General features: G+C 63.4%; 19 protein-coding genes. 4 read left to right on the top strand and 15 right to left on the bottom strand.

Annotation, left to right across the window (positions count from 1 at the left end):
- Positions 1–43: 43 nt before the first annotated feature.
- Positions 44–1336: an MFS transporter gene (locus PPN31114_RS06355; protein WP_150678585.1), complete on the bottom strand. Its 1293-nt coding sequence runs from the start codon at positions 1334–1336 to the stop codon at positions 44–46.
- A gap of 108 nt (positions 1337–1444) precedes the next feature.
- Between PPN31114_RS06355 and PPN31114_RS06350 the strand changes: the two genes are divergently transcribed.
- On the top strand, positions 1445–2422 hold the full coding sequence (locus PPN31114_RS06350) for an Lrp/AsnC family transcriptional regulator (protein ID WP_246182414.1): 978 nt from the start codon (positions 1445–1447) through the stop codon (positions 2420–2422).
- Positions 2423–2438: 16 nt separating this feature from the next.
- On the opposite strand, the gene PPN31114_RS06345 is transcribed toward PPN31114_RS06350, so the two are convergent.
- The 8 genes from PPN31114_RS06345 to PPN31114_RS26145 form a co-directional block, all read right to left on the bottom strand.
- A complete protein-coding gene (locus PPN31114_RS06345; protein ID WP_150678583.1) occupies positions 2439–3386 on the bottom strand; it encodes an AEC family transporter in 948 nt (315 codons plus the stop codon).
- Positions 3387–3388: 2 nt separating this feature from the next.
- Positions 3389–4123 carry a GntR family transcriptional regulator gene (locus PPN31114_RS06340; protein WP_246182413.1) on the bottom strand — a complete coding sequence of 245 codons (735 nt, stop codon included), beginning with the start codon at positions 4121–4123 and terminating at the stop codon, positions 3389–3391.
- 186 nt (positions 4124–4309) lie between these two features.
- Positions 4310–4603, bottom strand: coding sequence for a hypothetical protein (locus PPN31114_RS06335; RefSeq protein ID WP_150678582.1), 294 nt, complete (start codon positions 4601–4603; stop codon positions 4310–4312).
- A 292-nt stretch (positions 4604–4895) separates the two neighbouring features.
- On the bottom strand, positions 4896–5084 hold the full coding sequence (locus PPN31114_RS06330; RefSeq protein ID WP_150678581.1) for a hypothetical protein: 189 nt from the start codon (positions 5082–5084) through the stop codon (positions 4896–4898).
- A gap of 178 nt (positions 5085–5262) precedes the next feature.
- Complete coding sequence (locus PPN31114_RS06325) at positions 5263–5469, bottom strand: hypothetical protein (RefSeq protein ID WP_150678580.1); 207 nt, start codon at positions 5467–5469, stop codon at positions 5263–5265.
- A 485-nt stretch (positions 5470–5954) separates the two neighbouring features.
- A complete protein-coding gene (locus tag PPN31114_RS06320; RefSeq protein ID WP_150678579.1) occupies positions 5955–6164 on the bottom strand; it encodes a hypothetical protein in 210 nt (69 codons plus the stop codon).
- Positions 6165–6166: 2 nt separating this feature from the next.
- Positions 6167–7759 (bottom strand): glycoside hydrolase family 18 protein, encoded by a 1593-nt coding sequence (locus PPN31114_RS06315; RefSeq protein ID WP_150678578.1) that lies wholly within the window; start codon positions 7757–7759, stop codon positions 6167–6169.
- 86 nt (positions 7760–7845) lie between these two features.
- Complete coding sequence (locus PPN31114_RS26145; protein WP_174987733.1) at positions 7846–8835, bottom strand: helix-turn-helix domain-containing protein; 990 nt, start codon at positions 8833–8835, stop codon at positions 7846–7848.
- A gap of 256 nt (positions 8836–9091) precedes the next feature.
- On the opposite strand from PPN31114_RS26145, the gene fghA reads away from it, so the two are divergent.
- A complete protein-coding gene (fghA, locus tag PPN31114_RS06305; RefSeq protein ID WP_150679186.1) occupies positions 9092–9946 on the top strand; it encodes an S-formylglutathione hydrolase in 855 nt (284 codons plus the stop codon).
- A gap of 91 nt (positions 9947–10037) precedes the next feature.
- Here the strand turns inward: fghA and pdxY are convergent, their stop codons facing one another.
- The gene (gene pdxY, locus PPN31114_RS06300) at positions 10038–10895 is read right to left on the bottom strand and encodes a pyridoxal kinase PdxY (protein ID WP_150678577.1); all 858 of its coding nucleotides are present in this window, start codon (positions 10893–10895) and stop codon (positions 10038–10040) included.
- A gap of 184 nt (positions 10896–11079) precedes the next feature.
- Here pdxY and PPN31114_RS06295 point away from each other — a divergent pair, with 184 nt between their 5' ends.
- The gene (locus tag PPN31114_RS06295; protein WP_150678576.1) at positions 11080–12441 is read left to right on the top strand and encodes a glycosyltransferase family 32 protein; all 1362 of its coding nucleotides are present in this window, start codon (positions 11080–11082) and stop codon (positions 12439–12441) included.
- A 79-nt stretch (positions 12442–12520) separates the two neighbouring features.
- Here the strand turns inward: PPN31114_RS06295 and fusA are convergent, their stop codons facing one another.
- From fusA to PPN31114_RS06275, 4 genes are all read right to left on the bottom strand, one after another.
- Positions 12521–14620, bottom strand: a complete 2100-nt coding sequence (fusA, locus tag PPN31114_RS06290) for an elongation factor G (protein ID WP_150678575.1) — start codon at positions 14618–14620, stop codon at positions 12521–12523.
- A 296-nt stretch (positions 14621–14916) separates the two neighbouring features.
- Complete coding sequence (locus PPN31114_RS06285; RefSeq protein WP_150678574.1) at positions 14917–16566, bottom strand: methyl-accepting chemotaxis protein; 1650 nt, start codon at positions 16564–16566, stop codon at positions 14917–14919.
- 296 nt (positions 16567–16862) lie between these two features.
- Positions 16863–18044, bottom strand: a complete 1182-nt coding sequence (locus PPN31114_RS06280; protein WP_150678573.1) for a WD40/YVTN/BNR-like repeat-containing protein — start codon at positions 18042–18044, stop codon at positions 16863–16865.
- A 154-nt stretch (positions 18045–18198) separates the two neighbouring features.
- The gene (locus PPN31114_RS06275) at positions 18199–18468 is read right to left on the bottom strand and encodes a MoaD/ThiS family protein (RefSeq protein ID WP_150678572.1); all 270 of its coding nucleotides are present in this window, start codon (positions 18466–18468) and stop codon (positions 18199–18201) included.
- Positions 18469–18766: 298 nt separating this feature from the next.
- Between PPN31114_RS06275 and PPN31114_RS06270 the strand changes: the two genes are divergently transcribed.
- Positions 18767–19174, top strand: a complete 408-nt coding sequence (locus PPN31114_RS06270) for a hypothetical protein (RefSeq protein ID WP_150678571.1) — start codon at positions 18767–18769, stop codon at positions 19172–19174.
- A gap of 267 nt (positions 19175–19441) precedes the next feature.
- Here the strand turns inward: PPN31114_RS06270 and PPN31114_RS06265 are convergent, their stop codons facing one another.
- Positions 19442–19630, bottom strand: coding sequence for a glycine zipper 2TM domain-containing protein (locus PPN31114_RS06265; protein WP_150678570.1), 189 nt, complete (start codon positions 19628–19630; stop codon positions 19442–19444).
- Positions 19631–19819 lie beyond the last annotated feature (189 nt).

Raw genomic sequence — 19819 nt, 5'->3', positions numbered from 1 at the left:
AGCAGGGCGGCGGTGGAAAGGCGGATGGCGCGTGAGTGGCGCGTTACTTCAAAGGCCGACCGTTGGTTTCCGGCATGCGGATAAACGTGAGCAGCGTGATGACCGCGCCTGCCAGCACGTAGTAGAAGAACCAGCGCTCTTGGCCGATGCTTTGCAGCCACGTCAGCAGATACGGCGTCGTGCCGCCAAGCAGGGCGACCATGAAGTTGTACGGCGCACCGATACCGACGGCGCGCACGCGGGTCGGAAACTGTTCTGACATGATCGCGGGCGCGATCGACGTATAAAGCGCGTACAACACCAAGCCGAACAACTCCACCGCCAGAATGGAGGCGAACGTCGGCTGCATGCTCGTGATGACCGGGTAGAAGAACAGCAGATAACCCGCGGCAAACACGATGAGCTGCGGCTTGCGGCCAATGCGATCGGAGAGCATGCCGAGCAGCGGATGCAGCAGCATGAACACGATCATCGCGATGGTGTTGGCACCGAAGGCGACTCGGGAGTCGGCGTGCAGCGCGCGGATGGCATACGTCGGCACATAGGCGACAAACAGATAGAAGGCGAACGTCGTCAGCACCGAGAAGCCGATGATGCGCAGCGTCTCGCGCGGGTATTCACGCAGCAGCGTGCGCAGCGGCTGTTTGACCGGCTGCTGTTTAAGCTGCTCGGCGGAAGCCTCGGTCTCCGGGATGGACGTACGCAGCCACATACCGGCCACGCCGCCCAGCGCGCCCAGCAGGAACGGGATGCGCCAGCCAAACTCCTTCATCTGCTCGATCGAGAGATAGGTGGTGAGCGCCCAGCCGATAGCCGACGCGATGAGGATACCGGCGGCCGAACTGAAGAAAGCGAAACTGGAGAAGAAGCCGCGGCGATGGTTGGGCGCCATCTCGGCAAGGAAGGTCGAAGCCGAGGCATACTCGCCACCCAGCGACAGGCCTTGGATCAGTCGTGCGATCACCAGCAGCACCGGCGCGGCCAGCCCAATGCTTTCGTAGGTGGGCGTGACGCCGATGATCAGCGAACCTCCGGCCATCATTAGAATGGTGGCGGCGAGCGCAGCCTTGCGACCGTAACGATCGGAGAAGATGCCCAGCGCCCAGCCGCCGATGGGGCGCATGAAGAAGCCGACAGCAAAAATGGCGAAGGTGGCCAGCAGCGACGCGGTCTCATCGGTCTTGGGGAAGAACTGCCCGGAAAAGAACACGGCAAAGGACGCGTAAATGGTCCAGTCGAACCATTCCACGGCGTTGCCGATACTGCCCGCGGCGATCTTGCGTGCATTGGATGCCTCGGCCCGCACCGGGGGAGCCATCGAGGTTGCTTGGGTCATGGGAAAAGCCCTTGTCTCGGTTTGGTTGTTGAATTTTGTCGTGTTAATGCCAAAATACGTTGAATATCGACATTTGAGTTGAATGCTACATCGAATATGGACAATTGTGTGGAGTCTTTGTCAGAAGAAGGGAATGTCGAGATCGATGCCGCCGATCTGGCGTGTCTCGCGGCGTTACAGGTCAACCCGCGCGGAACGTGGCGCGATCTGAGTTCGGCCTGCGACGTACCGGAGCGCACGCTGTCGCGCCGGTTGCAGCGACTGATGGAAGGCGGCTACGCCAAAGTGATTGGCGAACTGGACCCCGTGGCGGCTGGCAGCGGCCCTGTGCTGCACGCGTGGTTGCAGGTGGAAAACGGTAAAGAACAGCAGGTCGCCAGTCATTTGGCGGCGCTACCGCAGACGCAGGTGGTGTTGGCGACGACGGGCGCGTCGGGCTTGTTCGCCGAGATCAACGCGCAGACGCAGGATCAGTTGTCGGATCTGGTGGTGCGGGTGCTACCGCAGGTGCCGGGGCTGCGGCAGGTGGAGTCGCGCATCGTGTTGCGTTCGTTCCGGCGCGCGAGCCGCTGGCGCATCGACGGCACGGTGCCGGCCGAGCCGGTGTCGCCGGGCGACGGCCGGTATGTGCTGGGTGCCGACGAGGCGCGATTGCTGGCGGTGCTGGCCTCCGATGGCCGGGCCAGCTTGGGCGTGCTGGCGGAAGCCTGCGGCGTGAGCGAGCCCAAGGTGCAGCGGCTGATTAGCGGGTTGGTGGAACGCCATGTGCTGACCTTTCGCGTCGAGCTCGAACCTTCGCTCGTTGGCTACGGCGTCGAAGCCATTCTGTCGGTGCAGACTCGCCCCGGCCAAGCCGAGAGCATCGCGATGGAATTGGCGCAGGATCGGCACACGCGGTGCTTGTTCGGCACCAGTGGCCACTCGCAGTTGTTTTGGCACGTGCTGTGCCGCGACATCCAAGACTTGTGGATGGTATCGACCGAGCGCATCGGCGCGCTGGAGGGCGTGCTGTCGTGCGACGTCAGCACGGTGGTGAAAGCCTACAAGCGCGCAGGGCGCTTGCGGCATGGGTTGCGGGTGGAGTAATTGCGGGTGGAATAACTCAGCGCACGCTAAACCAGCCGATCAGCAGCGACACCGTGACGACGGAAAGCACTGTCGAAATCAGAATGGCGCGCGAGGCCACGGCGGCTTCGCGCCCGTAGAGTTGCGCGAGCATGAACGGGCCGGTGCCGATCGGTAGGGCCGAGAGCAACAGCGCGCTGTGCGCCCAGATCGCGGGCAAGTCGAAAACGCGGAACGCCAGAAACGCAGTGATCGCCGGTTGAAAGATCAGCTTGAGTCCCACTAAGCGCCCCACCGCACGTGCGACATGCGGCTCGCGCGCGCCGCCCGAATTTTGGGCGAGGAACATGCCGATGGCCACCAACGCGCATGGGCTCGCGGCGCCGCCGAGCAATGTCGTGAAATGCAGCACGGGGGCGGGCAGGGCGATGCCTGCTGCGGCAAACGCCATCCCGACAAACGGCGAGACCACCAGTGGGTTGCGGATCAACGCACGGGCAACGAAGGCCGATGTCCGTCGCCATGACGGCGTCGTCTGCAAATCGGTTTCGATGATGGCGATCGAAATTGCGAACAGCACCGTGGCCGTTAGCAACATGGCCACCACGACCGCGGGCACGCTCGCCGGACCGAAGGCCACCAGACACAGCGGCAAACCCATGAACCCAGCGTTCGGATAGGCGGCCCCCATGCCTTCGATGCTGGCGTCGGTGAGACGCCCGCGCACCGCCCGATCGAGCAAGAACGACAAGGCAAACGTCGCTGCCATGCCACCGCCAAAGGCTCCCAGAAAACCGGGGTTGACCAGTTCGGCCCACGTGATTTGTGCCATCGACTGAAACAGGACGGCGGGCAACGCGAGATAGACGACGAAGCGGTTCAGGGCGTCGAGTGCCGAGGGGCCCAACCATGCGCGCCGGGCACAGAGATAACCAACAAAGATCAGTCCGAAAACAGGCAGCGCTGCGGAGATAACGGCTTGCATGGTCAGTGTTGCTCCGCGAGTCGGATCAGCCATTCGCGACGCGCGTTGCCACCGTCGGCTTCGGTGTGTTCACGGGCGGCCGCTTCGGCCCCCGCCGCATCGCCTGCGGCAATACGCGCGACGATTTCCCCGTGCTCATGCCAGACGACTTCCTGCATTGGCATCGCGCCGAGCGTGGCTGCCATCGCGCGCATGATGTGCGGCCATTGCGGTGCGACCGTCTGCGCGATGAGCGGGTTGCCGGACGCGTCGTGAAGCGCCGTATGAAACGCCACTTCCACCCGGACTTGCCGCGCCACCGGCGTGCCGTGCGTGAGGCTCATGCCAGCCTCGACGGCGTCGCGTAACCGGCGCAATTCGTGCTCACCCAATGTGCCGTCGGCCATGCGCGTTGCGGCCAACCGTGCGGCCAGACCATCGAGTGCCGTACGCACTTGATAAAGCTGGCGCAAATGCGCGGCGTCGATGGGGGCGACTTCCAGCCCTTGCCGACCGCTATCGCAGACGAGGCCGTCGCGCTTGAGCAGTTGCAGCGCGTGGCTCACCGGCTGGCGCGACACCCCGAGCGAGTCCGCCAGTTCCGCCTGCCGAATGCGTTCGCCCGGCGGCAGTGTGAGGTCGGCAATGGCATCGCGCAGGCGCGAGTACACCTGATCGATCAACACGGGGCTGCTGGCGAGCGGGGCGAGCGGGCCTTGCGCGTCGGTAAGCGACGTGGCGGATGGGGCGTTCGACATGGGGAAATCCGGTGTCGACAAGAAAGTCGACGCTCTCGTGATATCTGGAATTCCGAATTCTACGCCGAAGCGCGAAACCGGGTGGCGATTTATCGCCCTGACGGGCGGGTGAGGGGCGGGGGCGGCGGGTGCAGTACGGCGAACGGGGACTTGGCGCGTCGAGTGCCGGGGCTAGGGCTGCGAAGATTACTTGCTGGGATCGAGCTCAGGCGGGGCGATGGGGGTGACGTGCGCGGGCGTTTGCAGCAGCGCCTGCATGGTCGTGCGGGTGCGTTGCAAGCGGCGGGCGAGTGCCCAGGCATCGGCCTCGCGCTCGAACAGTCCGACGATCAGGTGGGCTTCGCCCGCGAAACCGTCGGAAAACAGGCCGATATTCTTCGCGATCATCTCGCTCGCGCGCTCGACCGAGACGGTGTATTGGCGTGGCGAGCGGTACTGATTGACGACGACGGCAAAGGCGTGGGAGAACGCGTCGGACATGCGAAAGCCTCCTCTTTCAAAGCGCGCACTGAACGTGACGCTTCCGGTGATTGTAGGCGATGCGTGTGGGTTTTCGATGGCAAAAAAAAGCCGCCGAGCGGGTCGGCGGCGCAACAGAGAGGGGTGACAGCGCAACCGGAGTTGCCAAACACAGCGTAGTCGCCGGGAATGACAAAGCGATGACCGCAACGGTCACACGCCCCGATGCACTATCGAAAATCGTGAACGACGAAACCACCCCCGGTAGCCAACGCTACCGGACTTGTCGGACTGTGCACGCTGCCTGGGTGAGCTACACGAGTACCGGCAGTGCCTGCACGACAAGCAATCCGACGAGTGCCCCGACGACGGCACCGACCGCGCGCAGGCCATACCGTGTGGCCCGGGTAGTGACGGGGATGCCGCCGACCAGCAGGGCACCGGCGACCGCCATGGGCAGGAACAGCGTCAGGTCGTAAAGATTGAAGTGGAACGTGGGCATCGTTATTGTCTCCTCGCCTGAAGGCCATTCCACTATAGGACGGCTGACAAGGATGCCCAAGTTTGGTGCGCCGCAGCATGTTGCTTCGGCGAGACCGCCCACGCGTGACGCGCGGCGGTCGGTAGTGCTAGCAAGTGCTAGGAAGCGCTAGCGAGTGCTGGGTGGCGCTGCGCGCCGCTCAGTCGTCCTGTCGCACCGCGTGCATTTTGCGGCGGGCGTTCCAGATCGCCATGTCTTTGCGGGTGGGGGTGTGGTCGTTGACGTTGATACCGGCCGTTCGTGCGTTCGCGGTGGAGATCGGTGCGTCGCTCGCCTCACTGCGTGCCTGCACCATCATCACGAGCGTAAATAGCGAGGCGGCAAGCGCCAGCAGGATCAGCTTCATATGGCCCCCGGGTGAAACCTGTATTGCATCTGGTCGGTGTTATCGATCGCTCGGATCGTCTGTGGCGGGCGGCCTTGGCGCAACCCGCTTGCGATCTTCTTGCGACCTCTGGTTTTGGCACTGCTTACCGCGAGACTGCTTCTGTTGCCACTGACGGTCTTGCCTGCTTTTCTAGCCGGGGCTCGGTGCATGTCCTGCATTTTCGCGATGCGAGGCGCATCTTAGCGGCCGATTATGACAACATTCCCGGCCGATCAGAAAACCTTTATCGCGGTATCGGTGTGCAACCGTGTCGATGCCACGAAGCGCCACGATTCCGGGGCCCTGTAGCGTATAGCGACGCGCGTTGCCAAAAGTTTAGAAATCGTGACAATTTTTTTGTTGTCATGCGCCGGCGGCACCGAAATTACCGGATGCCACCGGCATTTGCCCGCAGGTCGGGGGGGCGGGAGCGCACATGCGGGCGACCTACGACAGGGCTGGGGCTATGGCTGCGGCGACGCGTCGTCGTGCGCCATCGGCGCGGTGCCGCGTTTCGTGTTCTCCGGCAACGCCATCGCGGCCAACGATGCCAGCGCCGCACCGGCCTGCGCGATCTCGTGCATCACGTCTGGCGACGTGCCGAGCGAGACCGCCAACCCCGTGAGCCCCGCCCACGTCGACGGTTCCAGCAGTCGGGAAATGAGGAACCCCATGGTCAGCCTCCTTCGGACGCATCGTCGAGGGCCGTTTTGCCGCTGAAATAGAACGGCTGCATGTCGACGTTCGAGACCATCGCCGTCTGGCCCAGCCCCTCATGCGCGGCGTTGGCGAGTACCCCGTTGTCCTGATCGATGGTCCACGTGAACAGACCGCCAAGCCCGTTGCGTTTCACGTAATCGCCTTTGGCCTTCACCGTGCGCGGCGTGTCGAGCGACAGGAACAGCGTGCTCGCAGGGTGATAGAGGAAGTCGGCGTCGGCCACGGTATCCGTGTACAACTCGAAGCCGTTGCGCGCGGCCCCGCCTTCGAGATCGAGATAGTTGAACAGCATGTCGAAGTACTCCGTCGTGCCCGACTCGAACGTCCCGGTGGTGATATCGCTACCCGGCGTGTAGGTGCCCGAGAGCGGTGCCACGCTCGCCAGCTGTGCCTGACAGGCGTTGCGGCTGTAACCCGCGTAGCCGATGTGCACCATCGAGAGCGGCACTCCCGCCTGTCGCAGCCAATTGACCGCCCGGTCGATGGAGAACGCACCGGGCGCGCTCGGGTCGGTGTCGTGCAGATTGGTGTGATGTGCGAGCGCCGGTGCCCACGGGGTGCCGAAAAAGTCGTAGGTCATCAGATTGATGCGCGTGATGCCGGCTGCGACCAGCCCCGGCAGATTGGCTTTCGCCATATCCGCGACGTTCGCCGATGCCGCGATCGAGATTTCCACGTCTTTGCGGCCTGCCGCCACCAGTGCCTTCTTGAGGTCGCTAACGAGCGCGGCGTAGTTCGGGCCGTCGGTGTTGTCGTAGGTATTGCCGTCGTCGGCGGGCGCGCCCGGGTATTCCCAATCGAGATTGATCTCGCTGAACATCGGAAAGCGCTTGAGCAGATCCACCACGCTCGCACAGAACGTTTTGCGACGCGCAGCGCTGCCCGCGACGCCGTGAAATGCCTGACTCATCGTCCAGCCGCCAATAGCGATGGCCAACTTGAGCGCCGGATTCTTCGCATGCAGCAGGCGCAAGCCCCCCAACACCCCTTGGGCGCGCGACTGCTGAAACATCGGCATCACGTCGTTGCTCACCCAGCCAGCAAAGCCACAGTTGCGATACGAGAGCACGTCGCCCCAACTGTCGACGAACGTGGCCTGGTCGGTGGTGCGTTGAAAATCGGTGGCAGCGCGCGCAATCGTCGCTGCCTTCTCGCCCTGATCGCCGACGATGCCGGAAAAGCCGATGATCAGCCGGTCGTAGGCGAACGGATCGAGCAGCATGAGATCGACGCCGCGTCCGGCGGCATCGTTGCTAAAGTCGCCGTCGAGGCGGCCGTCGTATTGCGACCAGTCGGTGTAGTAGCCCGACACCTGAAAGGCGTTCTTGGCGTAGCGGTTATAGGCGGGCCGTGCGACGCGTGCCGACGTGTACGACAGTTGGGTCGTACTGGTGCCCGGATCAAAGCCGTTTTGCGCGTAGGTGGTTTCCGAGGCGCCGTTGAACGGGTCGCTCGGGTAGACGAGGACGGACGTGGCGGGGTCGGAAAGCGAGGTGGCCGGTGCGGCAGCCGCCAACTGGGCGGTCGTCTTGCTATTCGTATCGGACATGCTGAGGCTCCTAAAGGTGAAAGGACATTGCCGTCGCTGGGCGGCGCTCGCCGCGTCGGCTTCGGCGTATTCAGCCTCGGGCACGCTCAATGCCGATGCCAGCGCAAATGCCGTGTCAGCCGTGTCAGCGAACGCTGGAAGCGAGCGCACAGGTCGCGCCAATGCTGTCGGATGAGGCCGGGGCATGACGATGCGGCCGTTGCGCCCGTTGCGCCCATAGGGCACGCTTCGCGCGTTGCGCCCGCTCCGCCCGTTTCAGCCGCTTCGCCCGTTTCAACCGTTTCAACCGCTTCAACCGCTTCGACCGCTTCGACCGCCACGGCCGCCACGGCCGTTGTTGCGCCTGACGTGACCGACGGACTGAGCGACGGCGTGCGCGCCCCCTTCACCGGAGCAAAGCGATATCCCATGCGCGGCACCGTCACGATGTGGCGATGCAGGTCGAGCGGGATGAGCTTGCGGCGCAGGCGCGAGACCACTTGCATGAGGTTGGTGTCGTCCTGATCGGGGCGTTCGGGCCAAAGCTGCGCGATCAGCGTACGTTTGTCATGGGCCACATGCGGCGGCGAGAGTAGGGCGACCAGCAGGCGGTACTCAATCTGTGGAATCCGAACGACGATGCCGTTGCGGCACACTTCGCCATGACCTTCGCGCGCGACGCTGTGCAGCGGCACCGCGTCATGCGTGGCCGAGAGGCTGGCGTCGGTCACTTGGATCTCTGCCGCAGCACCGTCACCTGACAATGGACCCTCGATGGCAGACGCCTGCGACGCGTCGTGAACCGGCGGATCGAACCGGTACCCGATACGCGCCACTGTGACGATGGCGCGTTGCAAACCAAGCGGGGCGAGCGAGCGACGCAGGCGCGAGACCAATTGCACGATCGCGGCGTCTTCCATCCATTGCGCGCGGCGTCCCCACAGCGTGTCCATCAGCACGCGTTTATCGAGCGCAGTGCCTGCATGCGCGGCGAGGAGTACCAGCAGGCGTTTTTCCTGCTCGGAGAGCCGGGCGGCAATGCCGTGACGCTGCACGAGATTGGTGACTTCGTCGAGATCGAACGATGACATCGGCATGAGGCGCTCCTTGTGACGTGAAAAGGGAGGCTCACCGTAGCGACGCGCGATCGCCTGTCACAAGGCCAAAGTCGGCAATATGCCGCGGCATGTGCCGACAAGTCCCAACAAGCGCGGCATGGGTAGGCACGGGCCACGTGTCTTGCGTGCCTTGGTCATGTCACGCGTCGACATGCATCGTCAGACGACGCTGCCGCGCGGTAAGATACTCGTCACTCGCCAAGCGGCGACGCTTCATCGACTCCCGGAACTCGTCATGCTCGAACTCATTGCCGAACACCGTTGCTTCGGCGGCGCACAGCGCTTTTACCGTCATGCCTCCACTGCCATCGGACTGCCGATGCGCTTCTCGGTGTTTTTGCCGCCGCAGGCGCGCGATGGGCGAGCTGTACCGGCGCTGTTCTATCTCGCGGGGCTCACGTGTACGGAAGAGACGTTCATGATCAAAGGCGGCGCGCAGTGGCTCGCGGCCGAGCATGGCGTGGCGCTGATTACGCCGGACACGAGTCCGCGTGGCGCGGGCGTGCCGGGGGAGACCGATGCGTGGGACTTTGGCGTCGGCGCCGGTTTCTATCTCGACGCGACGCAAGCGCCGTGGTCGACGCACTACCGCATGTACAGCTATGTCGTCGACGAGTTGTATGACGTGGTGACCAAGACGCTACCGATCGATGCGAGCCGTGTGGGTATTTTTGGGCATTCGATGGGCGGACACGGTGCGTTGACGATCGCGCTGCGCAACCCTGACAAATTTCACTCGGTGTCGGCGTTCGCGCCGATCGCGGCCCCGATGCATTGCCCGTGGGGCGAGAAGGCATTCACCGGGTATCTGGGCAGTGACCGCGAGGCATGGCGTCAGTACGACGCCAGCGAACTGGTGGCGAAGGCCGGTAAGGCCGTGTTCCCGGGCGGCATTCTGATCGATCAAGGGCTAAACGATCAGTTTCTCGAAGCGCAACTGCATCCGGATATCTTCGAGCGCGCCTGCCGCGACGCCGGACAGCCGCTGAACCTGCGCCGCCATCAAGGCTACGACCACGGCTACTACTTCATCCAGACCTTCATGGCCGATCACCTGACGCACCACGCGGAGCATTTGCGCGCGTATTGAAGGGTGTGATGGGTATCGATGTGTCCTGACAATCGCAACGTCAGGACGCAATCTGCACGACGCCGCGACGCCGACCACGCGTCGCGGGGACTTACACCGCGCGGGCTTCGTAGTGCCGCGGCGGGTTCACGATCTCGTCTTGCGCCCGCACGATTTCCAATTCGTAGCGCCCGGCGAGATGCGTGACCGAGAGCACGGCATCCACCGCCGCAAGCGTATGTTCGAACGCCGCGCGCACCGTATCACCCTTTAACAGACGCGCGAGAAAGATACCCGAGGTCAGGTCGCCCACACCCACCGGATAACGCGAGAACGGGTAGAGCGGCCGCGACCCGAGCCACGCTTCGTCAGCCGTTACCACGAGCATGTCGAAGCGATCGGCGGGCTTGCCCGCGTATTCCAGATGCTTGACCAGCACCATCTTCGGCCCGCGAGCGAGCAGGGCACGGCATGCTGCCATGGCATCGTCGAAGGTATCGATCGGATGCTGTGAGAGCTTCTCCAATTCGAGATGATTCGGCGCCATGATGTCGGCCACTTCGGGCATGTGCTCGACCAGAAACTGCTCGATGCCCGGCTTCACCTGACAGCCTTTTTCCGGATGCCCCATGACGGGGTCGCACAAATAGATTGCCGCAGGGTTGGCTTGTTTGACGCGGCGCACCGCTTCGACCACGAAGCCCGCCTGCTCGGGGGCGCCGAGATAGCCAGAGAGCACGGCATCGCAATTGGCCAGTTCGCCGATGTCGGCAATGCCGTCGACCAGCCGCAGAATTTCTTCGCTTGGCAGCGCCTGACCTGTCCATTTGCCGTATTGCGTGTGATTCGAAAACTGCACCGTGTTGATCGGCCAGACGTTCACGCCGAGGCGTCGCATCGGAAACTCGGCGGCGCTATTGCCGGCATGGCCGAAGACGACGTGCGACTGGATGCTGAGGATGTTTTTCATGGTGACGAAGCGGGTAGGCGCGACCTGAAGTCACGCAAAGCGCGTGACGCGATAGGTAACAAGCGTTCAGCGTAGCACCGCGCCTCGCCGTGGCGCAATGCTAAGGACTGCGGGCGGCCCGCAAAAGCAGGCAGATGGCAGCGGACTAGGCTTGTTGCCCGATCACACTCTCGCATTCGCCTTCATGCTGCCGTCTACTTCGAACGTCCGCTCGACTGCCACGCCAATCGTCACTCAGCCCGGCACGCCTCCCACGCCGCCATCGTCACCCGTCTCGCTGCCCGATGATTTCGACGGCATCGCCAACGTTACATCGGCGGCAAAATCGATCGGGCGCAGCGCCATCGCCCATCGGCAAACCGACGAACTCGACGCGATCGAAGCCGTGAGGAAGCGCGAAACATTGGTTTTCGCTATTCGCTTCGAAGGCAACGAGGTGCCGGTACGTCTCGACCTGACTTACGACGCCTGGTATGGCATGCGGCGAAGTGGGGAACGGCAATATTTTCGCAACGACGGGGCCGACGTTTGGATCAAGCGTGCTCCCCCGACACCGGCCAGCGATCCCGTATTAAGCATTGCGCAGCGGCAGCGCCGACTGATGCGCATGGGATATCGTTCCGCGGCGCGCGCCGCGCCCGTGCCGCCGGAGAACGTGCGCACGCCGCTGCCGCGTGTGGCACATGCCGTGTGGCTTGGCGGGAAGCTGTCGACCGAAATTTTCGCCAATCTCGCGTGGTGGGGACGTAGGTTCGAGAAGGCATCCCCTGCGTACGCCGTGCAGATTTACGTGCTGAAAACGCAGGCGCAGGCCCCTTCGCTGCACCGACAACTCGCGTGTCTTCCGAATGTCACGGTCAAGTTGCTGACCGAACAGCCGTTTTTCCGCACCTACGCAGCCTCGCCGTCGTTCGCCATGTTTCGTGAATTGACGGCGGCGAAGTACTGGAGCGCGCCGCACGATGCGATTCGATACCGCCTGCTGCATGCGCTAGGCGGCATTCTTTTCGATCCGCTCGACAAGCTCCGCTTCGGCGCCCAGACGCTTCCCGATGCGCTCGCGTTCGGCGATGTCACCGTCGGCGTATTTCTCTTGCCGACGCTGCAACGTCAACACAGCCCGTTGCACGTCGGCATCATGGCGTCGCTGCCGGGCAATCCGGTGATGGAAGTCATCAACGACACGATGTGGCAGAAGTGGCGGCGGATGACCTGCGACGATGCGAATCCGCGCTATCGGGAGTGGTTGAGCGCACCGACGAAGGCGCCGGACGTGTGGCTCACACGCGCACTCAGCGAGCTGTGCGGGCCGCACCTGGTCTCCAACGTGTTGTGCGACTGGGTGCCCGGTATTCGCACGATGGTCGAGTTGATGAAGGCGCACGAAGATGGTGTCGAGATGGGGGCCGATGCTCAGCCCGAATACGCACCTTTGATGGACTATTACTTTGCGTTCGACAACCTGATGGCGTCCGTCGACTCGGCCGACGACCGGCGCGACATCAACGCGGATCTCAAGATGGGGGCACTGGCACGCGCGGAATAAATGAAAAACGCCCGCCGCCGGGTCGTCGTGAGGTGTCACGACCCGGCGGCGGGCGCTGTGCGTTTGCGCGTGAAGGCGCTTACTTCTTCGCCGAAATAATCGCTTCGGCCACGTTTCTCGGGGCTTCCGCGTACTGCTTGAACTCCATCGTGTACGTGGCGCGGCCTTGCGTGAGGGAGCGCAACGACGTCGAGTAGCCGAACATTTCCGAAAGCGGCACTTCGGCGCGCACTAGCTTGCCGCCGCCGCCCGCGATATCGTCCATGCCTTGCAGCATGCCGCGACGGCTCGACAAGTCGCCCATCACGTTGCCCATGAACTCTTCGGGCGTCTCGACTTCCACGGCCATCATCGGCTCGAGCAGCACCGGCTCGGCGCGTCGCATCGCTTCCTTGAACGCCATCGACCCTGCCATGCGGAACGCGTTTTCGTTCGAGTCCACGTCGTGATACGAGCCGAACGTGAGCGTGACCTTCACGTTGACGACCGGATACCCCGCGATCACGCCATTGGGGAGCGATTCGCGAATGCCCTTGTCCACCGCCGGAATGTACTCGCGCGGGACCACACCACCCTTGATGGCGTCGACGAATTCGTACAGCTTTTCCTTGTCCGGTTCGAGCGTGATGACCACGTCGCCGTACTGACCGCGCCCGCCCGATTGCTTGACGAACTTGCCTTGCACGTCTTCGACTTTCTTGCGAACCGTTTCGCGATAAGCGACTTGCGGCTTGCCGACGGTCGCTTCCACGCCGAACTCGCGGCGCATACGGTCGACGAGAATTTCGAGGTGCAGCTCGCCCATGCCCGAGATGATCGTCTGCCCCGATTCTTCATCGGTCTTCACCTTGAACGACGGGTCTTCCTGCGCGAGGCGATTGAGCGCGAGGCCCATCTTCTCCTGATCGACCTTCGTCTTCGGCTCGACCGCCTGAGAAATCACCGGCTCCGGGAATTCCATCTTCTCGAGGATGATGATGGCGTCCGGGTCGCACAGCGTGTCGCCGGTGGTCGCTTCCTTCAAGCCGACGGCGGCGGCGATATCGCCCGCGCGCACTTCCTTGAGCTCGATCCGCTGGTTGGCGTGCATCTGAAGAATGCGCCCCAAGCGTTCTTTCTTGCTCTTGGTCGGGTTGTAGACGGTGGCGCCCGATTCGATCACGCCCGAGTACACGCGGAAGAAGATCAATTGGCCGACGAACGGGTCGGTCATGATCTTGAAGGCGAGTGCCGAGAACTTTTCGTCGTCGGCCGGGTGACGCTCGATCACGTTGTCGTCTTCGTCATGACCGGCAATGGCGGGCACGTCGATGGGCGAGGGCAGGTAGTCGATCACGGCGTCGAGCATGGCTTGCACGCCCTTGTTCTTGAACGCGGTGCCGCACAGCATCGGGACGATTTCGCCCGCGACCGTGCGCTTGCGCAGGCCGGTTTTGATTTCGTCTTCGGTGAGCGTGTCGCCGCCGAGGTATTTCTCGAGCAAGGCTTCGTCGGCTTCGGCGGCGGCCTCGACCATCTTGTCGTGCCATTCCTGTGCGCTCTCTTTCAGATTGGCCGGAATGTCGATGTAGTCGAACTTCACGCCCTTGGACGCTTCGTCCCAGACGATGCCCTTCATCTTCACGAGATCGACGACGCCTTGGAAGCCGTCTTCCGCGCCGATCGGAATCTGGATCGGCACGGCGTTGCCGCGCAGGCGCTCGTGAATCTGTTTGTACACACGGAAGAAGTCCGCGCCGATGCGGTCCATCTTGTTGACGAACGCAATGCGCGGCACTTTGTATTTGTTGGCCTGACGCCAGACCGTTTCCGATTGCGGTTGCACGCCGCCGACCGAGTCGTAGACCATGCACGCGCCATCGAGCACGCGCATGGAGCGCTCGACTTCAATGGTGAAGTCGACGTGTCCGGGGGTGTCGATGATGTTGATGCGGTGGCGCGGATAGTTACCGGCCATGCCGGCCCAGAAGCAAGTCGTCGCGGCCGACGTAATCGTGATGCCGCGCTCTTGTTCCTGCTCCATCCAGTCCATCGTGGCAGCGCCTTCGTGAACTTCGCCGAGCTTGTGATTGACGCCCGTGTAGAACAGGATCCGCTCGGTCGTCGTCGTCTTGCCAGCGTCGATGTGAGCGCTAATGCCAATGTTGCGATAGCGCTCGATGGGGGTTTCTCGGGCCACAATGCACCTCTTTTGCCAGACGGTGGGAAAAGCACAGGAGCAGCCATCATACTCCAATGTTGCGTTGCCGCGCAGGCAGTGACATTGCCCCGAAGACGAGCAGCCACGGGGCTTTGCGGTGAGCCGAGGCAGGCGCGTGAGCGGCCTGGCGCCGACGCTGCCGCAGGGGCGGCGTCGGCCTGCCCATCGCCGACGTCACCCGTTCGGCGGGGGCAGTGCGTCGCCGGAGATCAGCGGTTACGCACCGGTCAAGCGAACGGTCAGTGGATCAGTCAGACGCTCATTCCGGCGATCCATCATGCGATATGGCGCTCGCGTGAAAATGCGAGCACGGCACCCCGCGGCATGTTGGCGGCAGACGCGAGTCCGTCATCGTCGTGCAACGTGCTCACCGTGTGGCCGTCGGGCAATTGAAAGACGGCGACGGCTTCGCGCAGGTGCCGTGCCTGATCTTCCAGCGATCCGGCCGCAGCGGTGGCTTGTTCGACAAGCGCGGCATTTTGCTGCGTGACCTGATCCATTTGCATCACGGCGGTGTTCACCTGTTCGATGCCGCCCGACTGCTCGGCCGAGGCCGCCGAAATTTCTCCCATGATGTCGGTCACACGTTGCACGGCCTGCACGATGTCGGTCATCGAGCGGCCCGCATCGCGCACTTGCGACGAGCCGTCTTCGACCTTGCCGACCGACGTTTCGATGAGCCCCTTGATTTCCTTGGCAGCGGCGGCGCTGCGTTGGGCAAGGGTGCGCACTTCACCAGCCACCACGGCGAAACCCCGGCCTTGTTCGCCTGCGCGCGCGGCTTCCACGGCGGCGTTGAGCGCGAGAATATTCGTCTGGAACGCGATGCCGTCGATCACGCCGATGATGTCGTTGATTTTCGACGAGCTGGCCGCGATTTCCTGCATCGACGATACGGCGCGTTCCACCACGCGGCCGCCTTCGCCAGCGATTTCCGACGCGTTTGCCGCCAATTGGCTCGCTTGGCGTGCGTTATCGGCGTTTTGCTTCACCGTCGCGGTCAGTTGCTCCATCGACGATGCGGTTTCTTCGAGCGAGGCCGCTTGCTCTTCGGTACGCGCCGACAGATCGGTATTGCCCGCGAGCAATTCGCCCGATGCCGAGGCGATTGCTGCGGTGCCGCTGCGTACGCGCCGCACAATCTGATCAAGACTTTCATTCATGTGTTTGAGGGCGGCCATCAGTTGACCGGTCTCGTCACGGCTCGTGACGTCGATGCGGCTCGTGAGGTCGCCTTGTGCCACGCGCTCGGCAATCTGCACGGCGCGCGCGATCGGACGCGTGACGCTGCGCGTGACCGACCACGCGGCGCCAATGCCCACGACGGCGGCCACAGCACCGATCGCCGCGAGCAACCACTTCGCAAAGACGATGTCGGCGCTTGTCGCGGCACCGGTCTCGTCGACGATCTTCTGCTGGAGCTTCACGAGGTCGACCGCTTCGGTTTGCATCGCGTCGAGCGCAGGCAACGCCTCACGCTCGACGGTGCCGAGGGCGGCGTCGTGCTGGTCGGCGCTCAGTTGCGCGATCACCGCGCTGCGGGCCTTCTGAAATGCCTCGTTGTGCTGGCGAATGCTGACGAGCAGTTTTTTGCCGTCTGCGCTCGTCACGTACTTGTCGAGCACCTGCAAGGCGTCGGCCGTGCGCGCGAGGTTCACGTCGATGCGTTCGTTGTACGTCTTGCGTTGTGTGGGGTCCGTCGTGGCGATGACTTCGAGCATACGGCGTCCGTTGCCGCGCACCATGGCGTCGATGGTGTGGGCGGCGTCGGCCTTAGACCACGCGCTGGTGAGCAGCATTTCGTTGGCGCGTTCAATAGCGACGAAACGTACCAGCGCAATGACCAGCATGGCGAGCAACAGCACCAGTAGGGTGCCGAAGCCGATAGCCAGTCGGGTCCGGATTTTCAGGTCGGCGATTCGCATAGGGAATGACTCCGTTTTAGGGATGTGGAGCCGGAGCGGCACGGGTGACGTGACGTTTCCGACGTTGCGAGGAGTGGTCGCCGGGCTGCCGCAGCACGCGTCGATACAAGGGATAAGGCACGACGCGGCATTGGCTCACGCGCCGGGAACGACACGTGTGACATGTCCGGCGACGCGTGACGGGGGGATTCAAGGGAAGCCAGTCCGTCTACCTTCGTATACGACGCGAAATACGACTCTCTGAAGGTGTCTGACAAACGAACGGGGTAAACGCCGACATGAATTTGGCTAAAACCTTACCCAAATCGGACGGCGTAAATGGGAGGTAGGTGAGTGCTTAAAACATGCCAGCGCTCGCCGGCGTCCTCGCTGATCCACAGCGCGCCGGTGGTCGAGCCCATGGCGAGCGTGCGCCCGCTGGCGTCGACATCGAGCCCGTGCCGGTAAATCAGGTCGTAGGACGGCGTCTCGGGCAAGCCGTGGGCCAATGAGGTGAATGTCTCGCCACCGTCGCGCGTGCGGGTGACGACAAGGCGGGCATCGACCGGGATGCGGCAGGCATCGCGTTGCGCGGGGACGAACCATGCGGTGTCCGGGTCGTGCGGATCGACGGCAGCAGCGAAGCCGAAACTCGAGGGCAGGGCATGAATTCGGCGCCAGTGCGTGCCGAAGTCGAGACTGCGAAAGATGCCGTTGTGATGCTGTGCCCATAGGGCGTTGGGGGCAGCGCGGCACTGCACGAGGCGGTGCACGTCTTGTGCGTTCGGATCGAGTCGGCGTTCCGGCGGCATGTAATCGGCCTCCATGCCGGTGGCCGCGAGCGACCACGTGGCGCCGTCGTCGCGCGTGCGCCAGACACCGCCCGTCGAGATCGCGACGATGACGTGGCGGCTGTCGTGTGGATCGATGCAAATGGAGTGCAAGCCGGGGTGATCGTAGCCGCCGCCCATCCACTCGGCGCGCTCGGGGCGGTCCCAGAGGCTTTGCACCAAATGCCAATGCTCGCCGCGATCGGGAGACCGGAAGAGGCCGCCCGGGATCGTGCCAGCCCATAGCACGCCGGGGGCGTCGGGGCCTGCGGCTTCGAGCGTCCAGAGCAGTTCGACGCTGGGGGCTTGGGTGGTGGGGACGACGGTTGCGTTGGCACTGGCACTGGCACTGGCGTTGGCCGTTGCAGTTGCCGGGGCGTTGGCGCCGGATTCGGCGTCGTTTCCGTTCACTTGGGGGAAGGCTGGCGGTGCCAGTTCGGACCACCCGCTCTCGTCGGCGGCTTTGCGCCAGAGTTTGACGCCGAAGTGCCCGAGGTTGAGGGCCGCGTAGTCGGTGCCGTCGCGTGCGTCGTGCAACACCATGGTGACGGGCTCGCCGGGAAACTCGGGGGTCAGCGATGCCAGTTGCCAGCCTGACGTTTCGCGATGCCAAGTGAATAGTCCCTTGCGGGTGGCGACCCGGAGTACGGGGCGGGTGTCGTTGTCCACGATGTTCCTCCTCGACTGTGCGCAGTTTGTTCATCGGCGCATCGGTCTGTTCGCTTGCGTTGGCTGGCTGGCTCACCCGCCGGTGCGTTCGCTGGTTCGTTTGCCCGTTGGTTCGCCCGATCGTGATGCGTGGTCGGTTTGCATGGTGACTCGTTCATCCGCCGGAGAGGGCTTGCGCGACGTACACGCGGCTTTGTGCGCCGAGTGCGTCGCTGAGGTGCTGGCGGTCTTTGATGAGATGGCCGTCGACAAAGACAGCGACGTGCGCGCGCAAGCGGCCCTGGTCGTTGAAGAGATAGCCGCGTAATTCGGGGGCGCGGGTCATGCACGTTGCAAGCGCGGTTTGCACGCTCGCGCCGTCGACGTGCTGCTCGTCGACGGGGACGTGACGCTGAATGGCGGGGGCGAACGTGACGGTTGCCATGTCTCAGTGTAGACAACAGCGCGTCGATTCGAAGTGGGTATTGCGGTGTTAATGCCGTGTTGTTGCGGTGTTGTTGCGCGGAGGCTGCGTTGTAAATCGCGGGGAATAACGCTATCGGCGGTGGTAGTGGCTGCCGACTTTGGTTAACGACGCGTGAGTTTCAGTGCGTGTGAAGCGTGGCCCTCGGGCGCGGCATCGTATATCGGACACTCCCCAACCCCATTCACCGCATTATTGTTCACCATTATCGGAGTGCCCGCGAGCGCAGTGCCGCAGGCAAACACCGGGGGTGGAAATCATGGCAAAGAGCAGAGCAAGGGATATCGGGATGGGGCGTTGGTCGGATGCGGCGGTCCGTCGGCAATTGCGTTTGCACAGGGCGGGGCAGCCGTCGCAGACGGAGGATTCGACGGTCAAGCGCCCGCCGGCGGTCGCGAAATGCGAGGGGCATTTTGTCTGGATCGCCCGGCAGGCAGCGTTCATCGGAAAGCAGGATGGCCGTTTACCTGGTGGAGGTCGGCACTACGCGACGTGCACATCGCAGGCCAAGCGCTTCGATAGCGTGGCCGAGGCACGTGCGGTAACGGCGACACTGGCGGGCGACGCGCTGGTGATGTACGGCACGGCCGATAACGGGCCGCTGTTCATTGTTGGCGCGGGAGGGCGCTGGAATACGAGAGGACCGGGCGAGCCGTTTGCGTGCTGATCGCTGTGCACGGTGAGTGCCTGTCCGAACTATTCATGAACTATTCACGAACGATTCACTGCGGGCACTACACCGCGCGCGAAGAAAAGCTTTCTATGCGCAACGTCGCGGCGCGGCGCCTTATCAGCTAAGGCGCTGCGAGGAGAGCGCTTGCCGTGCGCATCAGTTGGTCCATCCGTATGGAGTCCGTGCGGACTTTGCTTGAACTATTCACGGGGCCCACGGCTTCAACCACGCCAAAACTCGACGACGAGCCATGGCGACCGGTTACTTGCCCAGTTCATGCCCGATCACACCGCCGACGACGGCGCCGCCGATGGTGCCGGCGGTACTGCCGCCGGTGGCTTCGTGGCCGATCACGCCGCCGGCTGCCGCGCCGCCGAGTGTGCAACCTACGATCGACGCACCCATAACAAGTGCGGTGGCTAGAGCAAGTATCGTCTTCGCCGTCTTCATGATGAGTCTCCAGTAGCGAGTGTCAGCCGCGCGTTTCAGCCACAAATTTCAGCCACGAACGTCAGCCGAATGCCAAGCGCTTCACATGCCGCGCGGCGGTATGAGTCCAGCTTAGTTGGCGCATCGTGCGTGCACTATCGGTCAGAACTGAATCGACTGTAGGAATTGGACGACAGGGAGGAGAGGGCG

It is taken from the genome of Pandoraea pneumonica, assembly GCF_902459645.1.
Taxonomy (GTDB): domain Bacteria; phylum Pseudomonadota; class Gammaproteobacteria; order Burkholderiales; family Burkholderiaceae; genus Pandoraea; species Pandoraea pneumonica.
The sequence above is the reverse complement of the archived record's forward strand: the minus strand, read 5'-3'. Positions and strand labels throughout refer to the sequence as shown.

Coding starts and splice junctions, on each gene's coding strand:
- PPN31114_RS06355 (WP_150678585.1), bottom strand. CDS start 1,336: ATGACCCAAGCAACCTCGATGGCTCCCCCGGTGCGGGCCGAGGCATCC.
- PPN31114_RS06345 (WP_150678583.1), bottom strand. CDS start 3,386: ATGCAAGCCGTTATCTCCGCAGCGCTGCCTGTTTTCGGACTGATCTTT.
- PPN31114_RS06340 (WP_246182413.1), bottom strand. CDS start 4,123: ATGTCGAACGCCCCATCCGCCACGTCGCTTACCGACGCGCAAGGCCCG.
- PPN31114_RS06335 (WP_150678582.1), bottom strand. CDS start 4,603: ATGTCCGACGCGTTCTCCCACGCCTTTGCCGTCGTCGTCAATCAGTAC.
- PPN31114_RS06330 (WP_150678581.1), bottom strand. CDS start 5,084: ATGCCCACGTTCCACTTCAATCTTTACGACCTGACGCTGTTCCTGCCC.
- PPN31114_RS06325 (WP_150678580.1), bottom strand. CDS start 5,469: ATGAAGCTGATCCTGCTGGCGCTTGCCGCCTCGCTATTTACGCTCGTG.
- PPN31114_RS06320 (WP_150678579.1), bottom strand. CDS start 6,164: ATGGGGTTCCTCATTTCCCGACTGCTGGAACCGTCGACGTGGGCGGGG.
- PPN31114_RS06315 (WP_150678578.1), bottom strand. CDS start 7,759: ATGTCCGATACGAATAGCAAGACGACCGCCCAGTTGGCGGCTGCCGCA.
- PPN31114_RS26145 (WP_174987733.1), bottom strand. CDS start 8,835: ATGCCGATGTCATCGTTCGATCTCGACGAAGTCACCAATCTCGTGCAG.
- fghA (WP_150679186.1), top strand. CDS start 9,092: ATGCTCGAACTCATTGCCGAACACCGTTGCTTCGGCGGCGCACAGCGC.
- pdxY (WP_150678577.1), bottom strand. CDS start 10,895: ATGAAAAACATCCTCAGCATCCAGTCGCACGTCGTCTTCGGCCATGCC.
- PPN31114_RS06295 (WP_150678576.1), top strand. CDS start 11,080: ATGCTGCCGTCTACTTCGAACGTCCGCTCGACTGCCACGCCAATCGTC.
- PPN31114_RS06285 (WP_150678574.1), bottom strand. CDS start 16,566: ATGCGAATCGCCGACCTGAAAATCCGGACCCGACTGGCTATCGGCTTC.
- PPN31114_RS06275 (WP_150678572.1), bottom strand. CDS start 18,468: ATGGCAACCGTCACGTTCGCCCCCGCCATTCAGCGTCACGTCCCCGTC.
- PPN31114_RS06270 (WP_150678571.1), top strand. CDS start 18,767: ATGGCAAAGAGCAGAGCAAGGGATATCGGGATGGGGCGTTGGTCGGAT.
- PPN31114_RS06265 (WP_150678570.1), bottom strand. CDS start 19,630: ATGAAGACGGCGAAGACGATACTTGCTCTAGCCACCGCACTTGTTATG.